Origin of the sequence: Pseudomonas sp. 3MA1 (assembly GCF_029237275.1) — a bacterium.
Lineage (GTDB): Bacteria > Pseudomonadota > Gammaproteobacteria > Pseudomonadales > Pseudomonadaceae > Aquipseudomonas > Aquipseudomonas fluorescens_AP.
This window is the reverse complement of the sequence record NZ_JAACFX010000007.1, coordinates 293,994-320,294: the sequence shown is the minus strand read 5'-3', so window position 1 is coordinate 320,294 and position 26,301 is coordinate 293,994. Positions and strand designations below refer to the sequence as shown.

The 26,301-nt window shown below is 63.2% G+C and carries 23 protein-coding genes; 9 read left to right on the top strand and 14 right to left on the bottom strand.

Annotated features, from left to right (window positions below; genetic code table 11):
- The first annotated feature begins 75 nt into the window (after positions 1-75).
- Together GWQ44_RS20390 and GWQ44_RS20385 are read left to right on the top strand one after the other, a co-directional pair.
- A complete protein-coding gene (locus GWQ44_RS20390) occupies positions 76-1,716 on the top strand; it encodes a glycosyltransferase family 39 protein (protein WP_275928154.1) in 1,641 nt (546 codons plus the stop codon).
- A gap of 70 nt (positions 1,717-1,786) precedes the next feature.
- Positions 1,787-2,266 (top strand): GNAT family N-acetyltransferase, encoded by a 480-nt coding sequence (locus GWQ44_RS20385; RefSeq protein WP_275928153.1) that lies wholly within the window; start codon positions 1,787-1,789, stop codon positions 2,264-2,266.
- 1 nt (position 2,267) lies between these two features.
- On the opposite strand, the gene GWQ44_RS20380 is transcribed toward GWQ44_RS20385, so the two are convergent.
- The 6 genes from GWQ44_RS20380 to GWQ44_RS20355 all read right to left on the bottom strand — a co-directional run bounded on the left by GWQ44_RS20380 (position 2,268) and on the right by GWQ44_RS20355 (position 9,167).
- Entirely contained in the window at positions 2,268-2,627 is a 360-nt protein-coding gene (locus GWQ44_RS20380) for a RidA family protein (protein ID WP_275928152.1), read from the bottom strand.
- A gap of 31 nt (positions 2,628-2,658) precedes the next feature.
- Positions 2,659-3,312: a DUF3726 domain-containing protein gene (locus GWQ44_RS20375; protein WP_275928151.1), complete on the bottom strand. Its 654-nt coding sequence runs from the start codon at positions 3,310-3,312 to the stop codon at positions 2,659-2,661.
- Complete coding sequence (locus GWQ44_RS20370; RefSeq protein WP_016965028.1) at positions 3,293-4,987, bottom strand: hypothetical protein; 1,695 nt, start codon at positions 4,985-4,987, stop codon at positions 3,293-3,295. The genes GWQ44_RS20375 and GWQ44_RS20370 overlap by 20 nt, the downstream gene beginning before the upstream one ends.
- Positions 4,988-6,547 (bottom strand): BCCT family transporter, encoded by a 1,560-nt coding sequence (locus GWQ44_RS20365; RefSeq protein WP_275928150.1) that lies wholly within the window; start codon positions 6,545-6,547, stop codon positions 4,988-4,990.
- 122 nt (positions 6,548-6,669) lie between these two features.
- Positions 6,670-7,719 (bottom strand): membrane dipeptidase, encoded by a 1,050-nt coding sequence (locus GWQ44_RS20360; protein WP_103740554.1) that lies wholly within the window; start codon positions 7,717-7,719, stop codon positions 6,670-6,672.
- Positions 7,716-9,167, bottom strand: a complete 1,452-nt coding sequence (locus tag GWQ44_RS20355) for an aldehyde dehydrogenase family protein (RefSeq protein WP_275928149.1) — start codon at positions 9,165-9,167, stop codon at positions 7,716-7,718. The genes GWQ44_RS20360 and GWQ44_RS20355 overlap by 4 nt, the downstream gene beginning before the upstream one ends.
- Positions 9,168-9,318: 151 nt before the next feature.
- Here GWQ44_RS20355 and GWQ44_RS20350 point away from each other — a divergent pair, with 151 nt between their 5' ends.
- The 4 genes from GWQ44_RS20350 (at position 9,319) to GWQ44_RS20335 (ending at position 13,132) form a co-directional block, all read left to right on the top strand.
- Positions 9,319-10,194: a LysR family transcriptional regulator gene (locus GWQ44_RS20350; protein WP_275928148.1), complete on the top strand. Its 876-nt coding sequence runs from the start codon at positions 9,319-9,321 to the stop codon at positions 10,192-10,194.
- Between the two features lie 440 nt (positions 10,195-10,634).
- Positions 10,635-10,919: a PqqD family protein gene (locus GWQ44_RS20345; protein ID WP_275928147.1), complete on the top strand. Its 285-nt coding sequence runs from the start codon at positions 10,635-10,637 to the stop codon at positions 10,917-10,919.
- 420 nt (positions 10,920-11,339) lie between these two features.
- Positions 11,340-12,296: a hypothetical protein gene (locus GWQ44_RS20340; protein WP_275928146.1), complete on the top strand. Its 957-nt coding sequence runs from the start codon at positions 11,340-11,342 to the stop codon at positions 12,294-12,296.
- Positions 12,293-13,132, top strand: a complete 840-nt coding sequence (locus tag GWQ44_RS20335; protein ID WP_275928145.1) for a sulfotransferase domain-containing protein — start codon at positions 12,293-12,295, stop codon at positions 13,130-13,132. Before GWQ44_RS20340 ends, GWQ44_RS20335 begins: the two co-directional genes overlap by 4 nt.
- Before the next feature lie 23 nt (positions 13,133-13,155).
- On the opposite strand, the gene GWQ44_RS20330 is transcribed toward GWQ44_RS20335, so the two are convergent.
- The 3 genes from GWQ44_RS20330 to GWQ44_RS20320 form a co-directional block, all read right to left on the bottom strand.
- Complete coding sequence (locus GWQ44_RS20330) at positions 13,156-15,081, bottom strand: asparagine synthase-related protein (protein ID WP_103740560.1); 1,926 nt, start codon at positions 15,079-15,081, stop codon at positions 13,156-13,158.
- 37 nt (positions 15,082-15,118) lie between these two features.
- A complete protein-coding gene (locus tag GWQ44_RS20325; RefSeq protein ID WP_275928144.1) occupies positions 15,119-15,277 on the bottom strand; it encodes a hypothetical protein in 159 nt (52 codons plus the stop codon).
- Between the two features lie 68 nt (positions 15,278-15,345).
- A complete protein-coding gene (locus GWQ44_RS20320; RefSeq protein ID WP_103740562.1) occupies positions 15,346-16,095 on the bottom strand; it encodes an ATP-binding protein in 750 nt (249 codons plus the stop codon).
- Positions 16,096-16,176: 81 nt separating this feature from the next.
- On the opposite strand from GWQ44_RS20320, the gene GWQ44_RS20315 reads away from it, so the two are divergent.
- Positions 16,177-16,893, top strand: coding sequence for a class I SAM-dependent methyltransferase (locus GWQ44_RS20315; protein ID WP_275928143.1), 717 nt, complete (start codon positions 16,177-16,179; stop codon positions 16,891-16,893).
- Between the two features lie 51 nt (positions 16,894-16,944).
- Here the strand turns inward: GWQ44_RS20315 and wecB are convergent, their stop codons facing one another.
- From wecB to GWQ44_RS20295, 4 genes are read right to left on the bottom strand one after another with little or no spacing between them, the layout of a single operon-like run.
- Positions 16,945-18,039: a UDP-N-acetylglucosamine 2-epimerase (non-hydrolyzing) gene (gene wecB, locus GWQ44_RS20310; protein WP_275928142.1), complete on the bottom strand. Its 1,095-nt coding sequence runs from the start codon at positions 18,037-18,039 to the stop codon at positions 16,945-16,947.
- Complete coding sequence (locus tag GWQ44_RS20305; protein WP_275928141.1) at positions 18,030-19,814, bottom strand: ATP-binding cassette domain-containing protein; 1,785 nt, start codon at positions 19,812-19,814, stop codon at positions 18,030-18,032. The genes wecB and GWQ44_RS20305 overlap by 10 nt, the downstream gene beginning before the upstream one ends.
- On the bottom strand, positions 19,811-21,562 hold the full coding sequence (locus GWQ44_RS20300; protein ID WP_275928140.1) for a glycosyltransferase: 1,752 nt from the start codon (positions 21,560-21,562) through the stop codon (positions 19,811-19,813). Before GWQ44_RS20300 ends, GWQ44_RS20305 begins: the two co-directional genes overlap by 4 nt.
- Positions 21,559-22,824 carry a hypothetical protein gene (locus GWQ44_RS20295; protein WP_275928139.1) on the bottom strand — a complete coding sequence of 422 codons (1,266 nt, stop codon included), beginning with the start codon at positions 22,822-22,824 and terminating at the stop codon, positions 21,559-21,561. Before GWQ44_RS20295 ends, GWQ44_RS20300 begins: the two co-directional genes overlap by 4 nt.
- Before the next feature lie 135 nt (positions 22,825-22,959).
- On the opposite strand from GWQ44_RS20295, the gene GWQ44_RS20290 reads away from it, so the two are divergent.
- On the top strand, positions 22,960-24,120 hold the full coding sequence (locus tag GWQ44_RS20290; protein ID WP_275928138.1) for a nucleotidyltransferase family protein: 1,161 nt from the start codon (positions 22,960-22,962) through the stop codon (positions 24,118-24,120).
- Positions 24,117-25,421 (top strand): sugar transferase, encoded by a 1,305-nt coding sequence (locus tag GWQ44_RS20285; RefSeq protein ID WP_275928137.1) that lies wholly within the window; start codon positions 24,117-24,119, stop codon positions 25,419-25,421. Before GWQ44_RS20290 ends, GWQ44_RS20285 begins: the two co-directional genes overlap by 4 nt.
- Here GWQ44_RS20285 and GWQ44_RS20280 read toward each other — a convergent pair.
- The gene (locus GWQ44_RS20280) at positions 25,351-26,280 is read right to left on the bottom strand and encodes a class I SAM-dependent methyltransferase (RefSeq protein ID WP_275928136.1); all 930 of its coding nucleotides are present in this window, start codon (positions 26,278-26,280) and stop codon (positions 25,351-25,353) included. The genes GWQ44_RS20285 and GWQ44_RS20280 overlap by 71 nt on opposite strands.
- Positions 26,281-26,301: the final 21 nt, after the last annotated feature.

Genomic DNA, 26,301 nt, shown 5'->3' with positions numbered 1-26,301 from the left:
CGTTCAGGGGTATCGCGCGCACCATGTCCAGCCTTACGCCGAGCTCATGGCACGGCACTTTCTGACGGGGCGAAGATGGTTCGAGAAACGCGTATCGGGATGGAGTCCTGGGGTATCTACCTGGTGGCCCTGCTGCTGTTCACCTTTGGCATCTGGGACCAGCAGCCCCAGGGTTTCGACGGCCGCTGGGCGCTGTTTCTGCAGGAGATGTTCCGTCACGGGCCGAGCCTGTTCCCCACCACTTATGGCCAGCCGTATCCGGATTACCCGGGCACGGCGACCTATCTCAGCTATCTGTGCGCCCAGCTGTTCGGCGCGCCCAACCACCTGGCCAATGTCCTGCCCACGGCCCTGGCTTCGGCGGGGGTACTGGCGCTGCTGTACCGCTTGCTGGCGCCCATGGGCCGCACCTGGGCGCTGCTCGCGGTGCTGCTGACGGCGCTGACCAGCCAGCTGTTGGACAAGTCCCGTTCGGTGTGCCTGGACCAGATGATCTCGCTGCTGTGCCTGGGGGCCTTCTACCTGCTGCACAGTGGCGAACAGCGTGGCTCGCGGCTGCGGCCATGGCTGGTGCTACCGCTGTTCGTCCTGGCCTTCGCCATTCGCGGGCCCCTGGGGCTGGTGGAAGTCTGCGGCGTGGTCTGCACCTACTGGCTGCTGGGCGACAGCCGCACCCAGGAGGCGCGCCGGACCTTGTTCAAGCGCGTGCTTGGCTACGGCTTCGGCGGCCTGCTGGTGCTGGCAGGCTGTTGGTGGCTGCTGATGAAGCTGGCCTATGTCAGCGGCGGCGAAGCCTTTGTGCAGCAGGTCTACAACATGCAGGTCAGCGGGCGCCTGGATGAAAGCGGCGAGCCGTTCTACTTCTACTTCCAGCTGGCGCTGTACCGCTATTTCCCGGTGGTGCCCCTGGCCCTGGTGACCCTGTGGATGTTGCGCAGCCAAGTGTTCCGGCGCCATGCCGACCCGCAACTGCGCCTGGTGCTGCGCCTTGGCGCCTGCGGCCTGATGATCCTGCTGGGGCTGTCGGTGCCGCACTTCAAGCGCGCCTACTACATCCTGCCCATGGTGCCGATGTTCGCCGCGGTGGCGGCCTACGGCCTGCTCATGGCCCGGGGCAGAATGAGCAAGGTGCGCAGCGCCTACCTGTGGCTGGTGGGCGTGCTGCCGGGGCTGTGCATCCTGGTGCTGTTCGTCCTTAAACACAACTGGCACAAGCACGGCTACTGGCCGCCGGTATCCATGCCGTTGCTGATCGCGATCTTTGCCCTGCTGCAACTGCTGGCGCTGTACTGCTGGCGCCGCACCCGAGGCAGCTTCGGGCGGCGCCTGGTGCTGCTCAGCGCCCTGGCCCTGGCGGCGCAATGGACGCTACTGGTAGCGGTGGTGGACCCGGCCAAGGACCGGCAATTCGACACCCAGGGTTTTGTCCGCGATGTGGAGCAACTGCGCGCGGCCGAACACGGGCCCCTGGTGTTCTTCAACCTGGGCCAGGACACCTGGGCCGTGCGCTACATGATGAACCTGGACCACGACGAGCAGCCGCTGTTCGTTCGCGGCGACACCCCCGGAGAGCTGGACGCACTGCCCCACGGTTCCTGGGTGATCGTGGCGCGCAAGGATCGAGGGATGCTCCAGGGCACCTCGCTGGAAAACCAGCAGCCGGTGTATGAAGGGCGCTTGAATGACAATCCCTGTTTGGTGTTTCAGTTGCAGTAAGTCCTTGGCAGCAAGTGGTGCGGGTCATATTTTTGGCCACTGCGATCCGCGTTGAAACCAGGGAGTGGTCATGAAATGCCAAGTTCGTCCGGCCCTGGAGGCCGATGCCGCGCGGGTCAGCCAAGTGATCCTGGCGGCCCTGCTCACCAGCAATGCCCAGGACTATCCCGCCAGTGTGATCGAGCGGGTCCAGGCCAGCTTCACCACCGATTCTGTGCGCCAACTGATGCAGCGCCGGCAGATGTTCGTCGCCCTGGTGGACGGGGCATTGCGCGGCACCGCCAGCCTCGACGGGCGCGCGGTGCGTTCGGTGTTTGTCGACCCGGCCTACCACGGCCATGGCCTGGGCCGGCAACTGATGGCCGCGGTCGAGCAGGCGGCACTGGACTCGGGTTTGACCTCGCTGGTGGTGCCCTCGTCGGTCACTGCCGAAGGCTTTTATGCACGCCTGGGGTTTGTCGGGGTGCGAGAGCATTACGAGGGCGAAGAGCTGACGCTGATCATGGAGCGGGCGCTGGTGGCCGCCGAGACAGGGTCAGGGCTGAGCTGATTCAGGCCGGTTGTGCAGCAATCACCAACACTTCGATGCGGTAGTGCGGCTTGGCCATGGGCGCCTGCACGCAAACCCGCACGGGTGCCTGGACTCCTTCGAGCCAGGCATCCCAGAGCAGGTTCATGGCCGGGTAGTCGGCCATGTCCTTGAGCCAGATCTGCGCGCTGAGCAGGTGGCCCTTGTCGGTGCCAGCCTTGGCCAGCAGGGCGTCGATCTGTTGCAGCACGTCCTGCGTCTGGGCGCCGATGTCTCCTTCGGTCAATTGTGAAACCTGGCCTGCCAGGTAGACGGTCCGGTTGTGGATGACGATTTGGCTGAAGCGTGCGGTGGTGCCGATTCGCTGGAGGGATGAGGTCATGTCGAGGTCCGTGGGTTCAAGGGTGGAAAGGTCAGTTGTTGTCGCTCAGGCCGGCCCCGGCGCCCAGCAGGCGCGAGGCTTCGGAGGCCGGCACGTAGGTGCGGGCGGCGAGGTGGTCGAGGTCGTGCTGGGGGCTGTCGCCCAGGTCAGGAATGCTGCCCGCCAGAGGCTTGCCGAGGGTGCCGCCAGTGGCCGCGCAAGAGCAGCGCACCTGGGCGGCTGTGGCGGCGCCGAGGTTTTGCGCACGTACCAGCCAGGCTTCGCCCGAGGGCGAAAACTTCAGGCAGCAGCCGTTCCAGGACAGCTCCAGCCACAGGCCGAGCTGGCGCGCGGTGGCGCTGGCAAAGGGCAGCAGCAGTTGCGGGTGCGCCACCTGCCGGAGTTCGATGCGGCCGTTGCTGCGCAGCAGGTAGGCGTGGTCGCTCAGGGTCGCCCCGGCGATCAGCGGGCACAGGGCATGCCCCGGCACCTGCCAGGGCTCGGCGCTGACATCCGGGGCCAGTTGCTGGTAGGCACAGCCGTCATTCTGTCGCAGCTGCGTGGCCAGCAAGCCGGGCCCGTCGAGGCCGTGGGCCGAGAGCCAGCGCGCGGCCTTGCCGGCTTCCTCGGCCAGGCCCCAGGACAGCCCGGCACCGCGGGCGGCTTTCTTGCACAGGCTTTCGATTTCATTCAACGAGGCATGCACGGCGTTGCTCCTGGCTGTCGAGGTTGGGGTAGGACCAGTCATCCGCGGCCACCTGCCCCAGCTCATGGGGAAAGGGCGCGTTCTTGTACAGCGTGATGCGTACCCAGCGATCCGAGCGCGGGTCGAAGTGGGTGGCGCCGAAGAACGACAGCTTGCAGCGCAGCAGGTCGATGGGCAGCAGCGCCTGGTCGATCAGGTTGTCCTGGATGTCGGCGTAGGGGAACGCTGGCGCCAGTTGCACCCGGCGCAAGCTGTGGCGGTGTTCCGGGTGTCGCAGCAGGAAGCTGGCGACGCATTGCGAGTCGCTCCAGCCCGGCAGCGCGGCCTGCAACTGGGCGATGTCCCGGGCCACTGCCAGGGGCTGTTCCAGGTCTTGCCCGGGCTCGGCAAAGCGCTGGCCGATCCGCGGTTCGAGTTTTTCCTCGGAGACGTACCAGAACAGCGCGCGGCTGGCTTCGCTGGAAAAGTCGATGGCCGCGACCCAGGAATAATGCTCATCGAGTATCTGCCGCAGACGGCCGATGCTCATGCTGCCGTCGACGCTGAAGCTGGCCTGCTCATCGGCCTGCATGCCGGCGCCCAGCTCGTCCACCAGGTGCCCGTAGGGCTCCAGCAGCAGCGACACCAGGCATTCCTGGGCCTCCAGCGCCAGCGCGCCTTCGGCCCAGCGATAGAGTTCGTCCCAGGGGGAATCCTGCTCCAGGATGCCGCTGGCGAGACGGTGTTCCAGGCGCTGCAGATCGCTTTGCAGTTGCAGGATGCGGCCGTGTTGCAGTTCGTGCTCGGAGTGCCAGTGGCCGATGCCGGCCTGGGCCCGGGCGAGGAATTCGGCGAACTGCTGGCGCTCCGCAACCGATGGCTGGCGCACGGCGCGTACCCGTTGCAGGGCGGTTTCCCGGGCCTGCACCCAGTTGTTCAAGAGCACCGGATGGTTCAGCAGGAACGGCGCCATGCCCAGCCCCGTGGAGTTGCCGATGCCCAGGCGCCGGCGCAGTTGCGGTTCCAGGGTCACCGCCTGCTGGGGCGCGCGGGCCTGGGCCAGGTGTTCCACCAGGTCCAGGGTGAAGGCGCGGATCAGGAACACGGTGAGCATTTCCGCCTGGAACGGTGCCGCCAGCTCCGGCCGCTGGGCGATGCTTTCACGGTCGGCGGCGCCGAACTTGCCGCTGCCGTAGACCGCGGTGGTGCGCATCAGGTAGCCGACTTCATCGATGAACTCGCGCTGCGGCTGGCGGCCGGCAGCCAGGGCCTCAATCACATGCTCGAACAGCCGCACCGAGCGGTTGGCCCGGGCCATGCACAGCTCGCGGGAGGAAATGCGCCCGGCTTCCTGCTTCGGCACATTGGCCTCCAGGCGGTCCAGGTCAGCGGCGTCGGGGATGCCGTCGAACAGGGCGAAGGTGGCATCCCAGGCGGTGGCGATGACCCGGTCCGAGCGCAGTGCCGGGTCCAGGTCATGGGCGAAGGCCACCAGGCTGTAGCTGCGCTGCGGGCCGGTGGCGGTGTACACCGCACGGCCCACGCCCTGGCTGTCGAGGGTCCACAGCGGGCGCTGGAACTGCCAGTTTTCCGCCTTGAGCCGGCGCAGCAACTGGCGCATGAACGACAGCCGGGACTGGTGGAAGGCCCCCAGGCGCGCCGCCTTCATGACGCTGGCGGGTGGTCGCAGGTTCATTCAGAGCACCCCCTGATCACGGGCCATCTGCCGGGCGATGCGGATCGCGTCCCACACCGCCGGCAGAATCAGCAATGACACCGGCACCGCGGTAATCACGATAAAGGATTGCAGGGCACTGATGCCGCCCTCGCCGAGGGTGATCAGGGTGGCTCCCACCAAGCCCATGCCGACGCCCCAGAACACCCGCAGCCAGGCTGGGGATTCGCCGTGGTCGCTGCTGATGGCCATGGCCACGGTGTAGGACATGGAGCCGGCGCTGGTGACCACCGAAAAGAAACTCAGGAACAGGAACAGCGCGGAAATCAGGTTCGGCAGGGGCATCGACTGGGCCACGCCGAGCAGCAGCGCTTCGGGTTGCACGCCGTGGCTGATGACCTTGCCCGCTGTCTGCAATTCAACACCCATTCCGGTGCCGCCCACCAGGGTGAACCAGAGCATGGTGATCAGCGGTGCGGCCACCGACATCAGGGTGATCACCTCACGGATGCTGCGCCCGCGAGAGACCTTGGCCACATAGATGCCCATCATCGGCGCGTAACCGATGAACCAGCCCCAGTAGAACAGCGTCCAGCTGTTGAGCCAGGCGCTGTCGTCGCGGTACAGGGCGGTCTGGAAGAAGTGGGTGACGTGCACCGCCAGGCTCTGGGCGAAGGTCTCGCTGAGGAACAGGGTCGGGCCGCAGATGAACAGGAACGCCGCCAGGCCCAGCATCAGCCACACATGGACCTTGCTCACCAGGCGCAGGCCGCCCAGGCCCACCACGCAGGACAGGGTGTAGATCACCGTCACCGAGAGAATCACCATGGCCTGGACCATGATGGTGTTGGGCACGCCCCACACCGAGTGCAGGACGAAGGCGATCTGCAGGCCGAGAAAACCCACCGGGCCGATGGTGCCGGCCACCACCGCGATGATCGCCGAGGCGTCGGCGAACACCGCGATCGGGCCCTTCAGGGCCCGCTCGCCCAGCAGCGGGTAGAGCAGGGTGCGCGGCATCAGCGGCAGGTTCTTTTCGTGGTGCAGGTACATGTAGACCACGGTCAGCAGGCTGCCGAGCACCGCCCAGGCCATGAAGCCCCAGTGCAGGAACGATTGCGACAGCGCGGCGACGGCGGCGCCGTCGGTCTTGGCCACGGCGGCAAAATACGGTGGCGGGTTGATGAAGTGCATCATCGGTTCGGCCGCGGCCCAGAAGGCGCCGCCGCCGGCCAGCAGGGCACACATGATCATCGACACCCAATTGAAGGTGCTGATGCTCGGGGTTTGTCCGACGCCACCCAGGCGCACCCGACCCAGGCGCGTGTAGCCGATGTACAGGCTGGCGCCGAAGGTGGCCAGCATCAGTACCTGCCAGTACAGGCCAAAGAACCGGGTGCTCCAGGTGAAGGCGCTGCCAATCAGGCTGGACAGGGTGTTCAGGTCTATCAGGGCAATGACCAGGAACAGCAGGAAGAAGCCTCCGCTGATCCAGAAAATCGACCAGTCGAGGGTTCCAGCGGCGCGGCTGCCCAGCGCGCGGGTGTTGATCCCCGCGTTGATTTCGCTCGGAATTTCCATGGTGCCTCCGTGTTGCGTTGTCGATCGCTAATAATTGTTATGGGCGCATTTGTTGTTGTTAGTGCGTGGCGATGACCTTGTTCAGGCCGGACGTCAGGACAATCGGGAAACAGTCGGGGGCCTCAGACCGCGATCTCGTGAGGGTGGACGGCGGCACCTGCCTGGGCCTTGGCCGGAACAAAATTGTTCTCGAAGAAGCGCAGCCAGTTGCCGCCCATGATCGCGGCCACTTCCTGGGCGTTGAAACCCACGCCGTGCAGGCCCGACTCGATGTTGTGGAAGTCGCGGTTGTCGCGGAACCAGGCCGGCTGGTCGGGGAAGCCCGGCTGCGCCTTGGAGCCTTCGCCGTAGTCCACATCCAGGGTCCAGCGGCCGACGCGCATCCAGTCCACCACGCTGTTGGGCTGGTCCTGGCACAGGTCGGAACCCAGGCCCAGGTGCTCGACGCCCATCAGCTCGGCGGTGCGCGCGATCATGTCGCAGAAGCTCTGCACGCTGCAGGCGCTCTTGTCCTTGAGGTGGTGCGGGTACAGCGAGAAACCGAACATGCCACCGCTCTGGCCCAGGGCCTTGAGCACGGTGTCGGACTTGTTGCGCAGCGCCGCGTGCCAGAACGCCGGGTTGGCGTGGGTGATGGCGATCGGGCGCTCGGAGTGCTCGATGGCTTGCAGGGTCGAGCGTTCGGCGGAGTGGGACATGTCCACCACCAGGCCGACCCGGTTCATCTCCCGCACCACCTGCTTGCCCATGCGGGTCAGGCCCGGGTCTTCCTGTTCATAGCAACCGGTGGCCAGCAGCGACTGGTTGTTGTAGGTCAGCTGCATGAAGCGCGCGCCGAGGCTGTGCACCACTTCCACCAGACCGATGTCGTCCTCGATGGGCGAGGGGTTCTGGAAGCCGAAGAAGATCGCCGTGCGCCCGGTCTGCCGCGCCAGGGCAATGTCGCTGGCCCACTTGCCGTGCAGGATCAGGTGCGAGTAGCGCTGGAACCTGCGGTTCCAGGCTTCGATATTGGCCACCATTTCGCGGAAGGTCTCGTGGTAGGCGATGGTCACGTGCACCGCGTCGACGCCGCCTTCGCGCATCTGCTGGAAGATCTTTTCCGACCAGTTGTCGTACTGCATGGCATCGATGCGCGGGCCGCGGCTGGCGAAGGTCTGGGGCAGGCTCATAGTGGCGCCCCCGCGGCGATGTAGCCGGTCTTCACGTGGGTGTAGAACTCCACCGCCGAGCGTCCCTGCTCGCGCGGGCCGTAGCTGGAGTCGCCACGGCCGCCGAAAGGCACGTGGTAGTCGGTGCCGGCGGTGGGCAGGTTGACCATCACGCAGCCGACCCGGGCATGGCGGCGGAAGTGGCTGGCACGGGCCAGGGAGCGGGTCATGATGCCGGCGGTGAGGCCGAAGCGGGTGTCGTTGACCAGGCTCAGGGCCTCTTCGTAGCTGCCGGCCTTGATCACGCAGGCGATGGGGGCGAACAGCTCTTCGCGGTTGATGCGCATGGCATTGCTGCCGCCAATGAACAGCGCCGGTGCCTGGTAGTAACCGGGGCTTTCCAGCTCCAGGCGCTGGCCGCCGGTGAGCAGTTCGGCGCCTTCCTGCTGGCCCAGTTGCAGGTTCGCCAGGTTGGCCTCCAATTGCGCGGCGCTGGCCACCGGGCCGATCTGGGTGCCAGCTTCCAGGGCATGGCCGACCTTCAGTGCCTGGGTCGCCGCCAGCAGTTTTTCCACGAAGGCATCATGGATGCCTTCATGCACGATCAGCCGCGAGGAAGCGGTGCACTTCTGCCCGGTGCCGCCAAAAGCGCCATTCACCGCGCAGCTCACCGCCAGGTCGAGGTCGGCGTCGTCCATCACCGCCAGGGCGTTTTTCGAGCCCATTTCCAGCTGCACCTTGGTCAGGTTGGCGGCGGCCGAGGCGGCGATGCCCTTGCCCACGTCCACCGAGCCGGTGAAGGAAATGGCGCTGATGCCCGGGTGCTCGATCAGCGCCTGGCCGATCTCGGAACCGGCGCCCATCACCAGGTTGAACAGGCCCTTGGGCAAGTCCTGGCGGGCGATGATTTCGCTGAGAATCACCGCGCTGGCCGGGGTCAGGTTGGCCGGCTTCCACACCACGGCGTTGCCGAAGGCCAGGGCCGGGGCGATCTTCCAGCAGGCGGTGGCCATGGGGAAATTCCACGGCGAAATGATCGCCACCACGCCGATGGGTTCACGGCGGATATCGATCTCGATGCCGTCGCGCACCGAGTCGGCGGTCTGGCCCAACTGGCGCAGGGTTTCCGCAGCGTAGTAGGTGAAGAACTGCCCGGCGCGGTACACCTCGCCGGCGCCCTCGGCCATCGGCTTGCCTTCTTCCCGGGACAGGGTCCTGCCGATTTCCGCGGAGCGCTGCATCAGCTCCTGACCGATGGCCATCAGCACCTTGTAGCGTTGCTCGATGCCGCTGCGGGCCCAGATTCGCTGGGCCTCGCTGGCGGTGGCAATGGCACTGTCCAACTGCGCCCGGGAGGCCTGGGCGTAGAGGCCGATCAGGTCGCGGGTGTCCGACGGGTTGCGGTTCTCGATCTCGCTGGCGCCCTTGAGCCATTGGCCGGCGATGTAGTTGTGATGGTGGTCGCTCATGAAATCCTCCAGGGCGGCACGCCAGGCGGGGCGTTGCCTTTGTGCGGTTCTGGGAGGATTATGAGTCGGCCTTGTATTAAGTAAATCTAATAAATTTTAAGGTTGATTAAGTAAAATTTAAGCTTTGTCTTTGCCAGCAGGACGCGCCGCCATGAGCATCAAGATCTCCAATTTGCAGTTTTTCGTCGCGGTGGCCACCAGCCAGAGCCTGACCCAGGCCGCCCAGCGCCTGCACCGCACACCGGCGGCGGTGTCGCTCTCGCTCAAGCAACTGGAAGAAGAACTGGGCGGCGCCTTGTTCGAAGGTGAACGCAAGAACCAGCTCAGCCCCCTGGGGCGTTTCGTGCTGCTGGAAGCCCAGCGTGAACTGGCGCATTTCGACCGCACCATCAGCACCATCAAGACCTATGCCAAGGCCGAGACCGGCCTGGTGCGGGTTGCGGCGGTGCCGTCCTTCGCCATCACCCTGCTGCCGCCGTTGCTCAAGCAGTTCCATGAACAGCACCCGCAGTTCCACCTGGATATCCGCGACATGGATTCCGAGCGAGTGGTGCAAGCGGTGCTCAGCGGCGACGTGGATATCGGCATCGCCACCGTGCCGGCGAGCATTCCCAACATCGACCAGGACTTTCTGTTTTCCGACGCCTTCTGCGTGGTCTGCACCAGCGACAACCCCCTCAACCGCCTGGCGCGCCCGCTGCGCTGGAGCGACCTCGACGGGCAGACCTTTATCAACAGCGGCCTGGGCGCCGAGATCAACGCCGCCGAGTTCCGGCACATCCGCGACCACTCGACTCTCAGCGTCAGAAACACCACCTCCTTGCTGGCCCTGGTGGCCCAAGGCATGGGCGTGACCCTGCTACCGGAGCTGCTGAGCCGTTCGGCGGCGGGGGACCAGCTGAATTTCCTGCGCCTGGAAGACCAGCGCATCGTGCGCTCGGTGAGCGTGATCACCGCCCCGCGGGAGACGTTGAACCATGCGTCCTATACCTTCTTGAAGGCGCTTAGGGCGGGGCGGTTTGTTTGAAGTGGACCGCACGAAGCGTGTCGATAATGAACAGTCACGCGGGTTCGCTGGCTGAATGTGGGGCAGGGTTTCCCGGATGGCAAACTATGATTCCTTGTTAACTGGGAGGCCTGTGGTGTGTCGGTAGACCGAAGAGCCAGTTTCTGAAGCAACTCTTTGTTGGTTTGGTCTGATTCAGGGCTTCTGGCATTGCGCAGGAGAGCGTCAGGCTGAGGAGCGAGCCTAGTAGGCTGCAATCGGCCGATTTTGTGGGAAAAGTAGGTTCTGCGGCAGTCGGCCAGTCGGATGTGCTTGCTGTTGAATTGGCAGGAAGGTCGAGTGCCGGCCAGGCCTGTAATGGCCAGCATTGACACGCCCTGGCTCGGCCATTCTGCGGGCTTGTAGATCCATGGAAGGCTCGGCATTATGAGCGGCGTTTGACTGGGGCGACGGAGCTAGGAATGAGCGATATCACGGGACAGGCGACCGTTTTCAGGAATGCTAGCGTGCTCGCCGCCGAAATCGGTGGAGAGCTGGTGCTGATGAGCGTGTCCCAGTGGCACTATTTCGGCCTCAACTCCGTGGCCAGCGATATTTGGGAGCGACTTGCGTCTCCGGTGCGGGTGGAGGCCTTGTGTGAGGCACTGGTTGCCGAATATGACGGAGACATCCAGGTGATTCGTCAGGATGTCATGGAGCTGCTGAGCAAGCTGGCGAGTCGTGAACTCATCGAGGTTCAGGCTTGATCAACGCTCACCGTCTTCGCGTTGTCGAAGCCGCCCTGTTTTTTTTGCTCACGCCTGTCTTGGATCGTCTGTTTTCGTGGCGCTTTTTGCTGAGTTTGAGCGGGGCTCGCATTGAGCCGGCATCGTCTGATTTGAATCCCGTCTTGTCGCCGATGGCTCGTGCAGTGGGAGACGCGGTGGCCGTTGCGGCCAGGCGCCTTCCCTGGAAACCTCTTTGTTTGCGCCAAGCGCTGGTGGCTGCCTGCATGTTGCGCCTGCGCGGGAGACGTTCCGTACTGTGCCTGGGTGTGCGCCGAGAAGGTGAATCCATAGGCGCACATGCCTGGCTGGTACTGCCTGGGCAAGACGGTGGGATCGTTTGCGGGGCAGAGAATATCGGTAATGTTCGCGCTCTGCGGCAGCAAGGTTAGGTGTCACATCATGCATGACGATTACTATCTCTGCGGCTGGCGCGTGCGCAGTGATTTGCCGTTGCCGGAGCTAATGCCCTGGACAGGGGATCTACAGGCTCCGATCGACCTGCAGATCGAGCTCGGAGCGGTCGAGGCACAACTGCCGGACCTTCAGTACGACGGCCCCGTTCTGCAAATGGGCGCTAATGGAACCTGTCGTTTCACGATCGAGTCCGTTGCGACCTACCGTATAGCGCCCGATGGCCGCACGATTCGAGTACAACCCAGCCTCCCGGCGGATATCCCGGCAGTAAGGACATTCTTGTTCGGCACCGTGTTTGCCATCGTTTGCCAGCGCCGTACCGTCATACCTCTGCATGCCTGTTGCGTGAAACTGCCTTCTCCCCAGGGAGATATTGCGGTTGCCTTCACTGCGCCTTCGGGAACCGGTAAATCGACCCTGGCATCAGCCTTCATGCGGCGGGGTTACCCGATTCTGGCAGACGATGTCACGGTGCTGAGCCTTGACCAGGAGCGAGGTGCCGTTGCGTTGCCAACCTTTCCCAGGGTCAAGCTCTGGCAGGATGCAATGGGCCAGTTTGGCCATGCCATGGTTGGCGCAGAGCGTGTACGCCAGGGGATGGACAAATTTTCCGTCGGCTTGGGGACAGAGCACTTCGCCGTAGGCGCTCCTTTGCGGCTGGCAGCGCTGTACCACCTTGAGCGAGTCGAGGATGCCAAGCATGCGGGGCTGGAGGAGGTCGGTGGTCTACCGGCTTCGGTTCGGTTTTCCAAGGCCCTGTATCAGGAGCGGATTCTCATGACGGTTGCCTCTGGTAAGGGCGCCCACTTCTCATTGGTAACGCGATTGGCGGCTGGCGTTGCGCGACATGTTCTGGTTCGACAGCTTTCTGGCTTTGAACATTTGGATGAACTTGTCCAGCGCATCGTGGCGTTCCACGCCGGGACGGCCCATCCGGCATGAGTGGCTTTTACTGGCTGGCGTCCTACCCCAAGTCTGGTAACACCTGGCTGCGCTTGGTCCTCAACAGTTATCGTCTGGGCGGATCGAAGCCAGACTTCTCGCAGAAGCAGAACTTCGCTCCGATTGCCAGCAGTCGTCGCCGCTTCGACGAGCTTCTGGGCGTCGCCTCGTCTGATTTGCTGCCTGATGAGCTGATGACGTTGCGTCCGCGCATGTATGAGCTGCAAGCCACCGAGGCGCGCGAACCGTTGTTCAACAAGGTGCATGATGCTTGGCAATTGACTCCAGGGGGGGAGCCACTGTTCCCCGCCACCAGTACCCTGGGTGCGATCTATATCGTGCGCGATCCCCGGGATGTGGTGTTGTCGTTGGCCGGGCACATCGGTTTCAGTGTGGATAGGGCGATTGACATTCTCCTCGACGAGCGCGCCATCCTGTCTGACCAAAAGCTCGGGCTCAAGGATCAGCTGCCTCAACGATTGGGCAGTTGGAGTCGGCATGTGCTGAGTTGGATCGATCTGCCGGCGCCTTGGAGCCCTTTGCTCCTTCGTTATGAAGACATGTTGGCCAAGCCTCATGAGAGCTTTGCCTGTGTCATCAAATATTGTGGCTGGCCGTTGGATGACGAGCGCCTGGAGCAAGCCTTGGATGCCACTCGGTTCGACCGGCTGCAGGCTGCGGAGGCCAGCCATGGCTTCAGTGAGTGTCCGCAACGCGCCGCTCGCTTCTTCCGGGAGGGGCGTGCCGGGGCCTGGCGTGAGCGATTGAACGAAGTGCAGCTGCGCCGTATTGAAGAGGCCAGCGAGCCGGTAAGAGCGCGTCTTGCTTATTGCTAGCAAGCGCCTGGGCGTTTGAGTCGTTAACCCTGGGACGGGCAGCCCGTTTCGATCCAGCGCAAGAATGCGCCGAAGTGTAGACCTCGGTGCAGAAAGGTCAGGTGCTCCGGGCTTGCGGGTCGGTTTGGCCAGTTCGAAAGGAGGGTCCTCATGCGTTTCAGGTCGAGCAAGCGTTGGGCCAGCGGGGAAGCCTCCAACTCTTCGAGTCGCTCGCCTAGAAAAGGGCGCACCAGGCTCATTCGATGAAGGTATTCAGGGCATTGCATGCCGCGTTTGCGGTTGTTGACCACCTCGCTGGGCAGGCGATCCGCTGTGACTCGACGGGCGAGGAGGCGAGTTACGCCGCCTTGCAGGTAGAGGCTATCGGGAAGTGAAAAGCAAAACTCCAGCAAGCGTCGATCAGCCATGGGGTCGCGAACCTCGAAGCCATGCAGGGCGCGGACAAGTCCCGATGCCTGCAGTGCTGACTGGCGCTCCCTGAACCATGCCTGGCGTAGCTGCCAGCTGGCCATGGAAGCCATTTGCTTGCGGCGCCTGACCCCCTCTTCGGTTCGAATACGTGTCTTTATCGTCGGCGCAATGGGAGCTTGATGTCCCCACTGGGAAGCGCTCGATCTTGTGTACAGTTTTGCTTTCCACTGTTGAATGATGTCTGGCGTAAACGGTGCCAGGGTGGAGCGCCATATCTGGCGCGCAATGGCAGCATTTTGTCCGCTCGCGCGGGCCAGGGCGAATGATTCCTGAAAGGCCTTCAGCCAGCGGCCTTCCCTCATCAAGCCAGTCAGGGTGCCTTGTCCGTCCCAGGACAAAGTCACGTTACCGAGCGCTCCGGCCAGCAGTACGCGCCCTCCTTGCTGCCTTATGTGATCCCGGGCGGAGCCCATCCAGGCCAGGTTCATCACATTTCGCCAGGGGACGCCTGTCAGTTGAAACATCTTTAGCCAGTCGGTATCCCATCGGTGCTGCAGTGGTCCATTGAAAAACAGAGGCTGCAAACCGGGTGTCTGTTCGCAGATGCTCGCTACATAGCGTCGCTCGCTCATGTAGTGGTGATCTGAATCCAGTAGCTCGATATTGGCGTCGGGCAGGCAGGTGATGGTGGTCAATGTATTGCCTGGCAGGTGTTTCACCGCCGTCGCCGACACGGCGGAGGAGTCCAATCCGCCTGTGAGAGAGGAAAATGCAGGGCCCTCGATCCTCAGGCAGTCTTTGACCGCGCGTTCGAATAATTCGCGCGCTGCCTCGACGTAGTCCTCTTCGCTGGGCAAGCGCAGCTCGGTTCGTTGCTCGGGCGTCCAGTAGAAGCGTTGCTTGAGTTGGCCCGAGCGCAATATCGCCACCGAGCCAGCAGGTAGAAGGCGCAGATGCTTGTAAGGTGTGCCGTTATCGGCCACGGGCAAGTCCGATAGCTGTGCGACGAAGTAGTCTTCGTCCAGCTCGCGATCAATGCCGGGAACTGCCAGCAGGGCTGCCGGGTTCGTGGCAAACGCAAAGAGCCCATCTCCCTCGTGATAATACAGAGGGCGCTGACCCACGGCGTCACGTGCGAGCAGCAGGCTACGATCAGCAACATTCCACACCACTAGCGCAAAATCTCCGAGCATGCGCTCGGGACCGCGTTCTCCCCAGCGCGCCATCGCTTCAAAGGCAATGGCGCTGTCGGCCCAATCCCGTGCTTCTCTGGGCAGTGCCAGAGCGTCTATCAGCTCGACGCGATTGATCAGGTAACCATCAAATATCAAGACCAGAGGTGCATCATTGCGAATGACCGGCTGATGATCCTGACGATCTTGCGGGGCTGTTATACGTAGACGATGGGTGAAGTGAAGGCCCGGGTGAGACCAGTGACGAGGTTGCTCGAGCCCTGGCGCATCCAGTGCGGCTGCAAAATGCTCAGGTAGTTCCGCAGGTATGGCCTGAGCGGAAAGCAGACCGGCAAATGCGCTCATCGATGAGCCAGGGACTTAGAGTGACGGAGCATGCCGGTCAAGAGACGTTGGAAAAGCCAAACGTACCGTCATTGCCACTTGTGGCGAAAATAGAGGAGGTTACATCCGATATGGAGACTTCAACGATTTCTGGCTTCTCCCAGGCTTTACGTTGGGACTCGATCTCGTTGGATTCGTTAGTGTCTTGTTCGGCCATCTTCTTGCTCCTGTAAGTCCGGTGGTCAAGCTATATCAACTGCTCATATTTTGGCAATTGGGGATTGGCTAAGGTTGTGCAGAGTAGCAGACAGGCTCGGGGTACAAAGGTCTGCCCTGGGTGAATTTCTTGTAGCTTTCGTCACCCAACTGATAGGCAACCTGCATCCAATTCATCATCGTCAGCGTGTGCTGCTTCGGCTTTGGCGGAGCAGGCTGACGCAGTCGCTTCAGCAACTCCGACTCGGCCGCGGCGAGATCATCACTGAAGGTGAATTCGCTTGAAGGGCCGCAGTGGATCTCATATTCGGAGCAGCCACGCTTTATGCTGACCGAGACGCTGGCGCCAAGCTCAGGTGTATCGAGTACTTTTTCAAGTACTTGCTGGTAAGCTTCGCGGGCATTCTGCAGTCCATCCAGATGGAGCAGGACTCGGTAGGGACCGGCCTGGTAGCGTGCATTCAGGCTGGCGCCGGCCTTGTAGGCATAGGGTAGGTCATGCGCGATCTTCTGGGTCGCAATCAGCTGTTCCAAGGTGGCTGGGCGTATCTGGACCTTGAAGCAGTGGCGGCAGCCTACCGGGACGGCCGCTCGACCATAGGCTTGACGGAACAGGAAGCCCAGGAGCTTCCTGCAGGGGAAGGGTGTGCGGATGGGACCAACTACCCAGGTTTCATTCAATTGGACAGAGCGCGACAGTTCCCAAGTGTCATCTTCATGCAGAACTACATCGCCTCTTTCGCGCGCGATCAGGAGATTTTGCCCAATAGTGGACTTGCCCAATTTGAGGTTCAGAAAGTTCGTGCTCGTGGTAGCCAAGTTAACCCGCTCCGCATCGTTTGCCGGGGGACAGTTTCCTTGTCATAGAGATTACGGTAAAGCGAAATGAGGAGTCTTTGGTTGTTCCACGAATGGGTGCGTTTCATGGTGCAAGTTTTGCGTGGCGGCGAGCGGCGGAGTTCTGCACTCCTGATGCGACGGCGTCCACAAGGCTTGTTTCAGCCATATGGCACGACGCGAGAAGATCGCTATCCCGAGCTGTTCCAGTCGATCCATCAGGTTCTGGCAGACACTGCGCAAACGCGCCTCTTGTCGTTCGGCTGCTCTACGGGCGAGGAAGTGTTCAGCCTGGCTCGCTACTTTCGGCAGGCCCACATCCGTGGCGTGGATATCGACACGGGCCGTATTGGACGGTGCCGGGCGCGATGGCTGCGTGAAGGACGAGAGCCCCGCCTGAGCTTCGCCTGTGCGGGTGATGTGGCGCTGGAGCCGACCGCCAGCTATGACCTGGTGATGGCGATGGCCGTCTTCCGTCATGGCGCGTTAGGGGAGAGCCCCGCTGACTGTTCTGCCTGGATTCGCTTCAGCGACTTTGACCGGGTGCTTGGCGACCTGGCCAGGGTGCTCAAGCCGGGTGGTTTGCTGGTGATCCGCCATGCCAACTTCCGTTTCGGCGACACGAGTGTGGCGGGCCTGTTTGAGTGCTTGCGCGGCGAGGCGGCGCTGGGTTCGCCGATCTACGGACGAGACGACCGCCTGCTGCCCGGTGTACCGGGGGATGACGGTATCTACCGCAAGCGGCCAGCAGCCTTTGCCTCATCGAACATGGCGCGATAGCGCTTATCCGCAGCCTTGAACTGCAGGGTTCTCCGCTGGAGTCCTCTGGCGCTATGCCCGGCCTGTGCCGAAGTCGTCCAGCAATATCTGCAAAATTCGTTGCCCGGCCAGACCGTCGCCAAATGGATTGTTCCAGGTAACGCTTGAATGGCGCAGCTCATCTGCCGCCTCGATCAGACTGTTCTCCGTCACCACGGGCGCCAGCCTGGCGCCTCCGCTGTCGAGGCTTTCCGGTCGCTCGGTATTGGCTCGCAGCACCAGGCAGCGGCGCTGCAGCACGCAGGCCTCTTCTTGCAGGCCGCCACTGTCGGTCAGTAGCAGATCGGCGCCTTGTAGCAAGGCCAGCATGTCGATATAGCCAAGGGGATCTGTGGTCTTTATATGCGACGAGCTGTCGATGATTTTCCAGTGTTCCAGGCCCAGCCGTGGGTGGACGGGGAAAATCACCGGCCTGTTGCGCGCTTTAGCCAGGCGCTGCACGGCTTCGATCAGTTTGGCGAAGTGCGAGGTGTCGTCGGTATTGGAAGGCCGGTGACAGGTCAGCAGCAGGTAGCCTTCGGCTTGCACCCCCAGGCTCTCCAGGATTCCCGAGCGTGCCCGGGAGGTGTGCGCATAGCGCAGAGTGGCATCGTTGCCGGTGTTGCCTGTGACATGCACATTGGCGCCGTGGATGCCCTCACTGGCGAGTAGCTCGACTTGCAGTGTCGAAGGGCAAAACCAGAAGCTGGACATGTGGTCCAGCTGTATCCGATTGGTTTCTTCCGGCATGGACTTGTCGAAACTGCGTAAACCAGCCTCGACATGGGCAATCGGGATATCGGCCTTGCGCGCAGCGAGCCCTCCGGCCAGCGAACTGTTGGTGTCGCCCTGGACTATCACATAGTCCGGCTTCACGGCCCGCAATACCGGTTCGATTCCCATGACCATGCGCGCCACTTGCAAGCCAGCGACATCAGACCCAACCCCTAGATTGAAATGCGCGAGTGGCAGTTCGAGTTCTTCGAAGAACAGCCTGTCCATGGTCGCGGTGTAGTGCTGGTTGGTGTGGATCAGCGTATAGCGGATACCGCGCTGGAGGCAGGCACAAATCATCGAGGAAAGCTTGATGATTTCGGGGCGCGTGCCCAATACAAACGCTAGATGCATGAGTGGGACCGCTCTGCAAAGTCGATAGCCGGATCGGGCTCGGGCGAACAAATGAAGTCTGTGAGCGCGCCGTCGGCCATGAGCACGTTACGGTCGGTATGGCGCAGAGCGGTGAGGCGATGGGTGATCAGCACCACGGCAAGCTCGGGCCTGGCGGCACGCAGTGCTTGCAGAAAGCGGCTCTCGCTCAGTTGATCCAGTGCTGCCGTGGCCTCGTCCAGAACCAGCATCACCCGGGCATGGGCAACCGCGCGAGCAAGCCCGATGCGTTGCCGCTCGCCGCTTGATAGCTGTTGCTCGAACGCCTCCATTGGAGTGTCCAGGCCTTGGGGAAGGCGGTTCAGCAGGGTGTCGACACCGGCAATGGTCAGTGCCTCGCTGAGCACCGAATCGGCACCGCTGCCCATAAAGGCCACGTTGTCGCGCAGCGTGCCTGGAATCAGCGTGGTGCCAGAGGCGGCATAACCGATGGTCCGGCGCTCGGCTGGTAGGTCGAGCCATTGTAGCGAGCCGTGGCTGGGCTGCAGTTCACCGATCAGGACATCCACCAATGTCGATTTGCCCACGCCCGATTCGCCGACCAGGCCCAGCCACTCCCCTTGGTCGATGCTCAGGTTCAGGTTGTGGATAACCGCCTGGCTGGCCTGGGGGTAACGGTACTCCAGGGCCTTGCACAGCAGCACCGGCTGGAGTGGGGCGCAAGCCGGTGCCGCGTGCTGCTGGGCAGCCGTTGGAGCTGTTCGGGAAGGCGAGTCGGGCGAGGTCAACTCCTCAAAATACGGGCGTGACAAGCGCAGCGTCTGCAGGCTGAACAGCACACGCCGAAAACCTGGCAGCAAACGCAAGCCCACGGCTGAAAACAAGGCCATTGCGTGCAGGTCCGTTTGCCCGCTTCCCTGGCTGGCTACCAGTACGCACAGCACCAGCATCATCAGGAAAAACAGCTCCATGATGGGGGACTGGACCTCCATCAGCGTGCGTTCGCGGGCCGTGGCGCGGGCGAAGCGCTTGGCCACCGGGTAATAGCGTTCCAGCACCGCCTGAACACGGCCATACAGGTGTATTTCGCGCAGGCAGGCCATGCTGTCGGCGACCCAACGCTGCATCAGCACCTGACTTTCGCCTCTGCGCGTTTCCCTGATGTCGTTGAGCACCACCGACAGGGCACCGCCAACACCGGCGGCCAGCAGCAATGCACCGAGCAGCATGGCTGTCGCCAGAGGCTCCAGGACCAGCAAAACGCAGAGCAGGAGAGCGACCACCAACATTTCGGTGAGCAGCTCAAGGCTGGGCAAGAGGGTGCCTATGACAATTCTGGGCGCCATGTAGTTGACGGCCACATTGCTGCCCTGCGCCGTTGTGTTTGAGAGCTGCGCGACGGGGCGGGTCAGTTCGTGCTGGAAAATGCTCAATGAGATCATCAGCGTCCAGGCGTCGATCAGCCGGCTGCGCGCGGCAGACAGCAGCGGCGCCAGCACGCCCTTGCCCAACACCAGGGCCACCACCAGCAGCGGCAGCGCGGATACGCCGCTACCGGCAAACGCTGACCACTGCGTCTCGAGCTGCGCATACCAGCCGGAGGACGTGCGTCCCGTCGGTAGCAGCGAGCCCAACAGGATCGCCACCAGCAACGCACAGAACGTATCGACGGCAGCCTTGCCCAGCAGCAGCGCCAGCATCGACACAATGCTGGACGTGCTGGCGCCACAGCGTCTGACGAAGGCCAGTGCCCGTGGTGGAAGGTCGAACAGTGCAAAGGGCTTCACAAGTTTCATGGGCTGACGGCAATCAAGGATTTGGGCAAGCCCAGGATTCGTTCGCGGATGATGCGGGCAGAGGGAAACAAAACCTGCATCTGTCGTCGGGTCAGCAGACGAGCGCTATCGACGAGGATCTCGGCTTGTTCGTGATTCGCCGCGCGTTGCCAGTGCCCCAGTGCTGCATGACGTACGAGTCCGACCCTGAGGCGACGCGGCAGCCAGTGAAAAAATGGCGTCATGCAGTGCGGTTCCAGGGGGCACCAGAAATCCGGTGTTTGGACAAAGTAGCGTTCGGCGACGCGTACCAGCTCTCGGGCAAAACGTTCGACACGCTCCGGACTGCCCACATGCTCGATCACGGAGTTGGAGTGCACGATGTGGAAGGCGCCGCTCTCGAACTGGCTCAGGTCACAGCCATCGGCGCACAGTGCGCTGAATGGAGGCCGAGGAGGCTGGCTGACAGGCGTTGTGTTGAGCAGCGTGATGGACACGCGGCGTGAGGCCAGGTAGGTCGCCGGCAGGATGTTCCAATAGCGCTGGGTGCCACCGACATCCAGCAGGTTGACATGGCCGTGGCGGGCGTAGGCTTGCTCGATCATGTCCCGCAGTGGCCCGATACGCCGGCTACGCAGCCGCGTACCGAGCGCGCGCGGGTCGTCGTAGTCGGTCAAATGGCGCGCCAGGCTTTTCATCCAGCCGGTAGACCGCGAGCGCCGCGCGGCCTGCTGGTAGAAGTCCACCAGCTCGGCGGCTTTGCGTTGCCAGGTGAAGCCCTGGCGAACGGCCTCTACCACGCTGGCCGGTACGTGGCTCTGCGCGTACTGAGCGGCGCACTTGCCCAGGGCCGGGATGTCGCCCATGGCGAACACACCGTTCCAACCGACGACATCGGTGATGGCGCGGCCCCCCTCGATATCCGAGCAGACGATGGGTACACCGGCCAGCAATGCCTCAAGGATGACCGTCGGCATGCCTTCGCGCTCGGAGGCCAGCACCATCGCCTTGCAACCGGCCATCATCTGTTGGGTAACGGCATCGTCCTGCCAGCCATGAAAGCGCACACGCGAGGACAGGCCCCATTGTGCCGCCAAGGTTTCCAGGCGCGCGCGGTCATTGCCTTGACCGACGATGTGCAGAACGGCCTTGCTCAGGGTGGGCGTTTGCAGCGCAGCAATCACATCCTCGAGGCGCTTGACTGGATCCAGGCGCCCGATGGACAGCAAGGCCGGCGCCCCCTCCAGCGGCACCGGGTTGGCAACGACAGGCTGGCGGTGATCATCGATACAGTTGGGAATGATCAGCACCCGCGTGGGCTGCAAGCCGCGTCGGGCAAGGTCGGCCTCCCAGCCCTTGTGCAGCAGCACGACCGCGCTGGCGGCGCGGACCATCAGGCGCTCGACGCTGCTGTCCCACAGGCGCTTGAGCAGAAGCCGCCACCTGGAGCCCGTGTCGTAGTAACAGTGCGGGGTGTACACCAGCGGCCGGCCACGGACGACGGCCAGCAGGGCGGCGAATGCGGCAATTGGTGTACGGGCGCCATGCACATGCACGAGGTCGTGCTCGGCCAGGGCGGACCAGAGGCTTCGATAACCGCCCTGGCGTACGTCGAGCCCGCCGCCGGCCACATCGACCCGTGGGGCAAGGATGGTGATGCGCGCGGTGTCATCGGCCTGTATCGCCGTCGCCAGCCCCTGGATATGACGGGCCACGCCGCTGGACAGGGGTTCGAACTCCTTGCTGACATGCAGTACTCGTACGGTCATGCCACGGACTCCAGCTTTGCCGGCTGCTCAAACCGTTGCAGCAAGCCGGCAAGCCCGCTGGTTTGCCTGGCAAAGTGGCTGCGCAACCATTGGGCCTGGGCCTGTCCGGTGGCCTGGCGAAAGGCCGGGTCATCACGCAGGCGCTGGTAGAGGCTGGCCACTTGCATGGCTGTCGCGGCCTGCAAAGGCGCCGCCATTGCCTGGCGTACCGCCCGGTTTCCCGGCAATTCCAGCTGCAATGCGACCACCCAATGTCCGGCCAGTGCGGCCTCCAGCATGGCAGTGGAGCAGTAGCCCACCACCAGTTGCGGTAAGGCGGCCCCGGGGCGCAGCTCCGGGTGCGGTGGGCGGCGAGTGGCGCGCGCTGCCGCACCGCTATAGGGCTGATTTTCCTGGGGGTGCAGCAGAATGCGCGCATCCGGGGCGATTTGCAGTAGCGCATGGGCAAAGGTCGCCAGGGCTTCGCCAATGCCCTCGCCCAGTATCCGGGCATGGGTTTGCGAGAGCAGGGCAATGCCTTCGGGGGCGCGCGTAGCCTGCTCCGTCCGCTCACCCCGACCCAATGCGTCCTCGACCAGTTGTGCGCTCGGGGTGCCGTTGGCCTCGAACACCTGACGGCTGGCGTCTCCCCATACCAGGTAGCAGTCGGCCTGGGTCGGGAAGAACTCATCCGTGGCAATGCCGTGTTGCACACAGATGCTGGTCAGCCCCTGACCAATCGCGGCGCGGCTCATCAGATCGAAATCGTTGTGCAGCAGCACGACGCCACGGCTGCCTGCCAGGGTACGCCGCAAGCTGGAGGACCAGAGCACACGGCGGGCCAGGCAACTGGCGAGCAGCAGTGGCTGCGCTTGCCTCAGCGTGGCGATGAACACGCGCAAGGCCGAGCGCCAAGCTTGCAAGCCGGGGCGTGCGGGTCGGATGCAGGGTAGGGCGGGGGAGATATCATCGATGGCCAAGCGTGGGTGCAACACCACCAGCGGCGCGTAGCCTGCTGCTGCCAGGGCGGGCAGTGTCCGCTGCAGGGTGCTCCAGCCACTGGCCCCTGCCAGAGTGGTCAACAGGATGGCTTGCTTGTGCCCCTGCGCACCGAGGCCGGCGCTCGTGCACCTGAGCAATAGCCAGGAATCACGCAGCAAGGCTGCCAGGGCGCGAATCCCGGCTGCAACCTGGCTTCTTCCTGCGTGCAGGTAGAACAGTTCATGGCGAACATCTGCCGCATCCGAGCCAAACTGCTGACGCATGTATTCAACGTACTCCATGGAAGAATCTCGTAGCCAGTCGGATAACTTCATGGGGTAATATCCGATTTATCTGATGCTCGCCACGCTACAGCTAGGCGGCTGAGTTGCCAACTACCTCAGCCGCTTGAGTAGTGCACTGGATATATGCCCGTTATGGCCTTACCTCATGCTCATTTAACTGCCAGTGCCGCCGGGCAGAACGCTGATGACATTCATGGCGATGGCGCCGAACTGCTGCTGGCAACCTTGTTCTTGATGGGGTTCGAGCAGCCGTTCACTGCTCCCGCCGTACCCGCCCTTTGCCAGTTCATCCGCCACCATGGGGTGGCGGGCCTGTTGCAGTCCGACAGGGTGCAAAGTGTGCCCCCCGTTTGCATGGCAGCGTTGAATGTCGAACGCCAGCGTATTGCCATACGGGCCCTGGCGCTGGGGGCCGGGCTCAAGCGCCTGGTCGCGGCATTTGCCGCGCGAGGCCTGCAGCCGCTGGCACTCAAAGGGCCGGCACTGGCGGTCCAGGCCTACGGCAATCTCGGCGCACGGGGCGGTGTGGATCTGGACGTGCTGCTGCCGGCCGAGCAGTGGCCCGAGGCCCTGGGTGTATTGCGGGACATGGGCTATCACATGGCCCCTGGCCAACAGTGGCCCCTGCCCGATGCCACCCATGAACTGGTGCTGGTGCACGAGCAGCAGCCGCGCATCGAACTGCACCGCCGCCTTCTGCGTCACCAGCATTTGCTCCACGCCCCGCAGCAATTAACCCAGGTGCTCGACCTGCAAGGCACCGACGTCACCTGCCTGGCACCGGCCTATGCGCTGCCGTATTTGCTTGCCCACGCCAACCAGCACTGTTTTCGCCGCTTGATCTGGCTGATGGATATATACGCACTGTTGTTGCGCGCCGACCTGGACCTTGAGCTACTCGCCAGCCAGGTGAAGCGCAGCGGCACCTGCGCCATGCTGGATACCTGCCTCAGCCTGCTGACCCTGCTGTTCGACCTGCAGGTTCCGGCGCCTCTGCAGCAGGTACGCCGGCCTTGCCGGGCAAGCAGGGAGATGGTCGAACTGGCACTGGATGCGCTGCGCATGTCACTGAGCGATGACCAGGTGGCGACGGCTCAGGGCCTGTTCAAGCGCGTGAGCCTGGACATCGCCTTGCAGGACACGCTGCCGGCCCGTTGGCAGGCGCTGTCGGGCTGGTTGAGCCCAACGGCAAAGGACCAACAGTGGCTGGCACTGCCACGCGGGCTGAGCTTTTTCTATCCGTTCGTGCGTCTTTTCCGGCTGGCATTGCGCCGGCGGGGGCACGAAGTTTGATTTCTGCCATCCCGCTTTCGCGTTTATTGGCTCGGGGCCTGAGCGTTGTCGCCAGCGCTTTGTTGGCAGGCTGGGTCGTTGATTCAGAGGGGGGCTGGCCAGGCACCTGGGCCCTGGCAATGGTGGCTGGGCTGCCGTTCATGGGGCTGGACTGGGTGCTGATACGTCCCCACCATCGCCTGGCCGACCGCCTGGCAACGGCCGTGGGGCAACTGCTTCTTGGGCTTGGCGTGCTGGCGTGTCTGGCGGGGCTGTTCGGCTATTCATTATCGGTGTCGTGGTCGCTGGGCTGGCTGCTGTTGGCCATTGTCATGCTTGCCTTGCTCGAGGTGGGCAATGATCGTGTCGCAGCCTGGCGTCCCGGCATGCCCAACGTCTTGCTGGCAGGCGCTTGCCCACATGTCAGCCCGTTCACTGAACAGCTTGGGCAGGCTGCCGTTCGCTTGTCGCGCGAAGACGTCCTGGGCTTGCTGACGCAGCAGCCAACCCGACAGCCGTTAAAGCGAGTGGTGATTTTCGATACTTGCCTGCACGCAACGCCGCTCCAGGGCGTACAACGTGGGTGCCCCACGCCGCCCTTGCAGAATGTGCATGCTTTTTCGCCAGGCGCTGCGGCGGCCAAGCGCTTGTTCGATCTATTTGGCTCGGCCTTGCTGCTCTGCGGCTGTGCGCCGCTGCTGGTGGTGATCGCGCTGATCGTTCGCCTGCAGGACGGCGGGCCGGCGCTGTTTCGTCAGCAGCGCCTCGGCTTGCAGGGGGCGATCATTACCGTGCTGAAGTTCCGCAGCATGCGGGTGGCCGCCGGTAGTGACCTGCTAGCGCCACAGGCGTGCCGCGATGACCCGCGTATCACGCCGCTCGGCAAGTGGATGCGTCACTGGGGGATTGATGAACTCCCACAGCTGATCAATGTGTTGCGCGGTGATATGTCCTTGGTCGGCCCACGGCCCCACGCGGTCGCTCATGACCTGCATTACGGCGCCAAGGTTTGTGGTTACACCGCGCGGCAGGCCGCCAGGCCCGGTATCACTGGGCTTGCCCAGATTCGTGGGCGGCGAGGGGAAACCCGCGCCGTATCCGACATGGTTTCACGGGTGCGCGATGACCTGGAATACATTAGGCGCCAGTCGCTTTGGCTGGATCTGTTTATCCTGCTAGCCACACCCATGGCGCTACTGCGCAGCGGTCATGGGCGCAGTGAGCCGGAACGTGTAACGGTTTCGACCCCCTCTAGAGACGAGCAAGCCGCCACGCCAGCCGCGGATAGCCGTTACGCAGACTCAGAGGCCGAATCTGTTTGAGGATGTGAGCGCGGATGTTGCCCGCTGATGGTGGCGGCGCGACGGCAGGTGTGGCCGGAGCGCTGAGCCGTGCATACACGCGCAGATTGCCTTCGTAGATTCCATGAGTTTCCTGGTGCCAGTGGTGGGCATAAAACCCATTGGCGTTCAACAACGTCTCAAGGGTTTGCGCAGAGAAATAGCTGCGGTGCGAAACATGCACCTGCGACAGGCCAAGCTCGGGCCAGTCAGCCTCGATATCCGGAACCTCGATCACCAGCCAGCCCTGCGGGTCCATCAGCTTGGCTATCCGAGCCAGTGCTTTGCCCGGTTCCTGAAGATGCTCCAGAACATGGAACAATGTCACCAGTCGAGGCGCGAAAGGCATTTGCGTCTGTTCGTCGAGCTCCTCTGGGCGAACGTGTTCGCCCAAGCCCAGCACCTGTACCGCATGATCGCGCTGAGGGCCGCCTGGCTCCAGGCCCATGTAGTGTGCACAGCCGTGGGCGCGACAGGCATCCAGGAAAAAACCCAGGCCGGCACCGATATCCAGTACCGATTGGCATTGACCAACCACGGCGCTGATCTCGCTAAACCGATAGCCTGCGATCAGCCGATAGTTCCACATCGCTTTGCTGGTGGGTGGTTGGCGCATCAGACGGGGGTAGAGCTGGCCGTAGAAGCGCGCTTGGGTGTCGTCCTTCATCCCTCGCGCCAGATAAACCAGGTTGCAATGTCGGCAGATCGACAGATTGACTCGCAGAAAATAACGGTCATATCGCCAGATAAGTTGTGGATCGTATTGCCCGCAGCCAGGGCAGGGAAGTTCGACGAGATGCCGGTTGATCTGGCGAAGCTGATTGAGCAGAGAAAATGCCATCTATGCCTGTTCCCGCGTTGA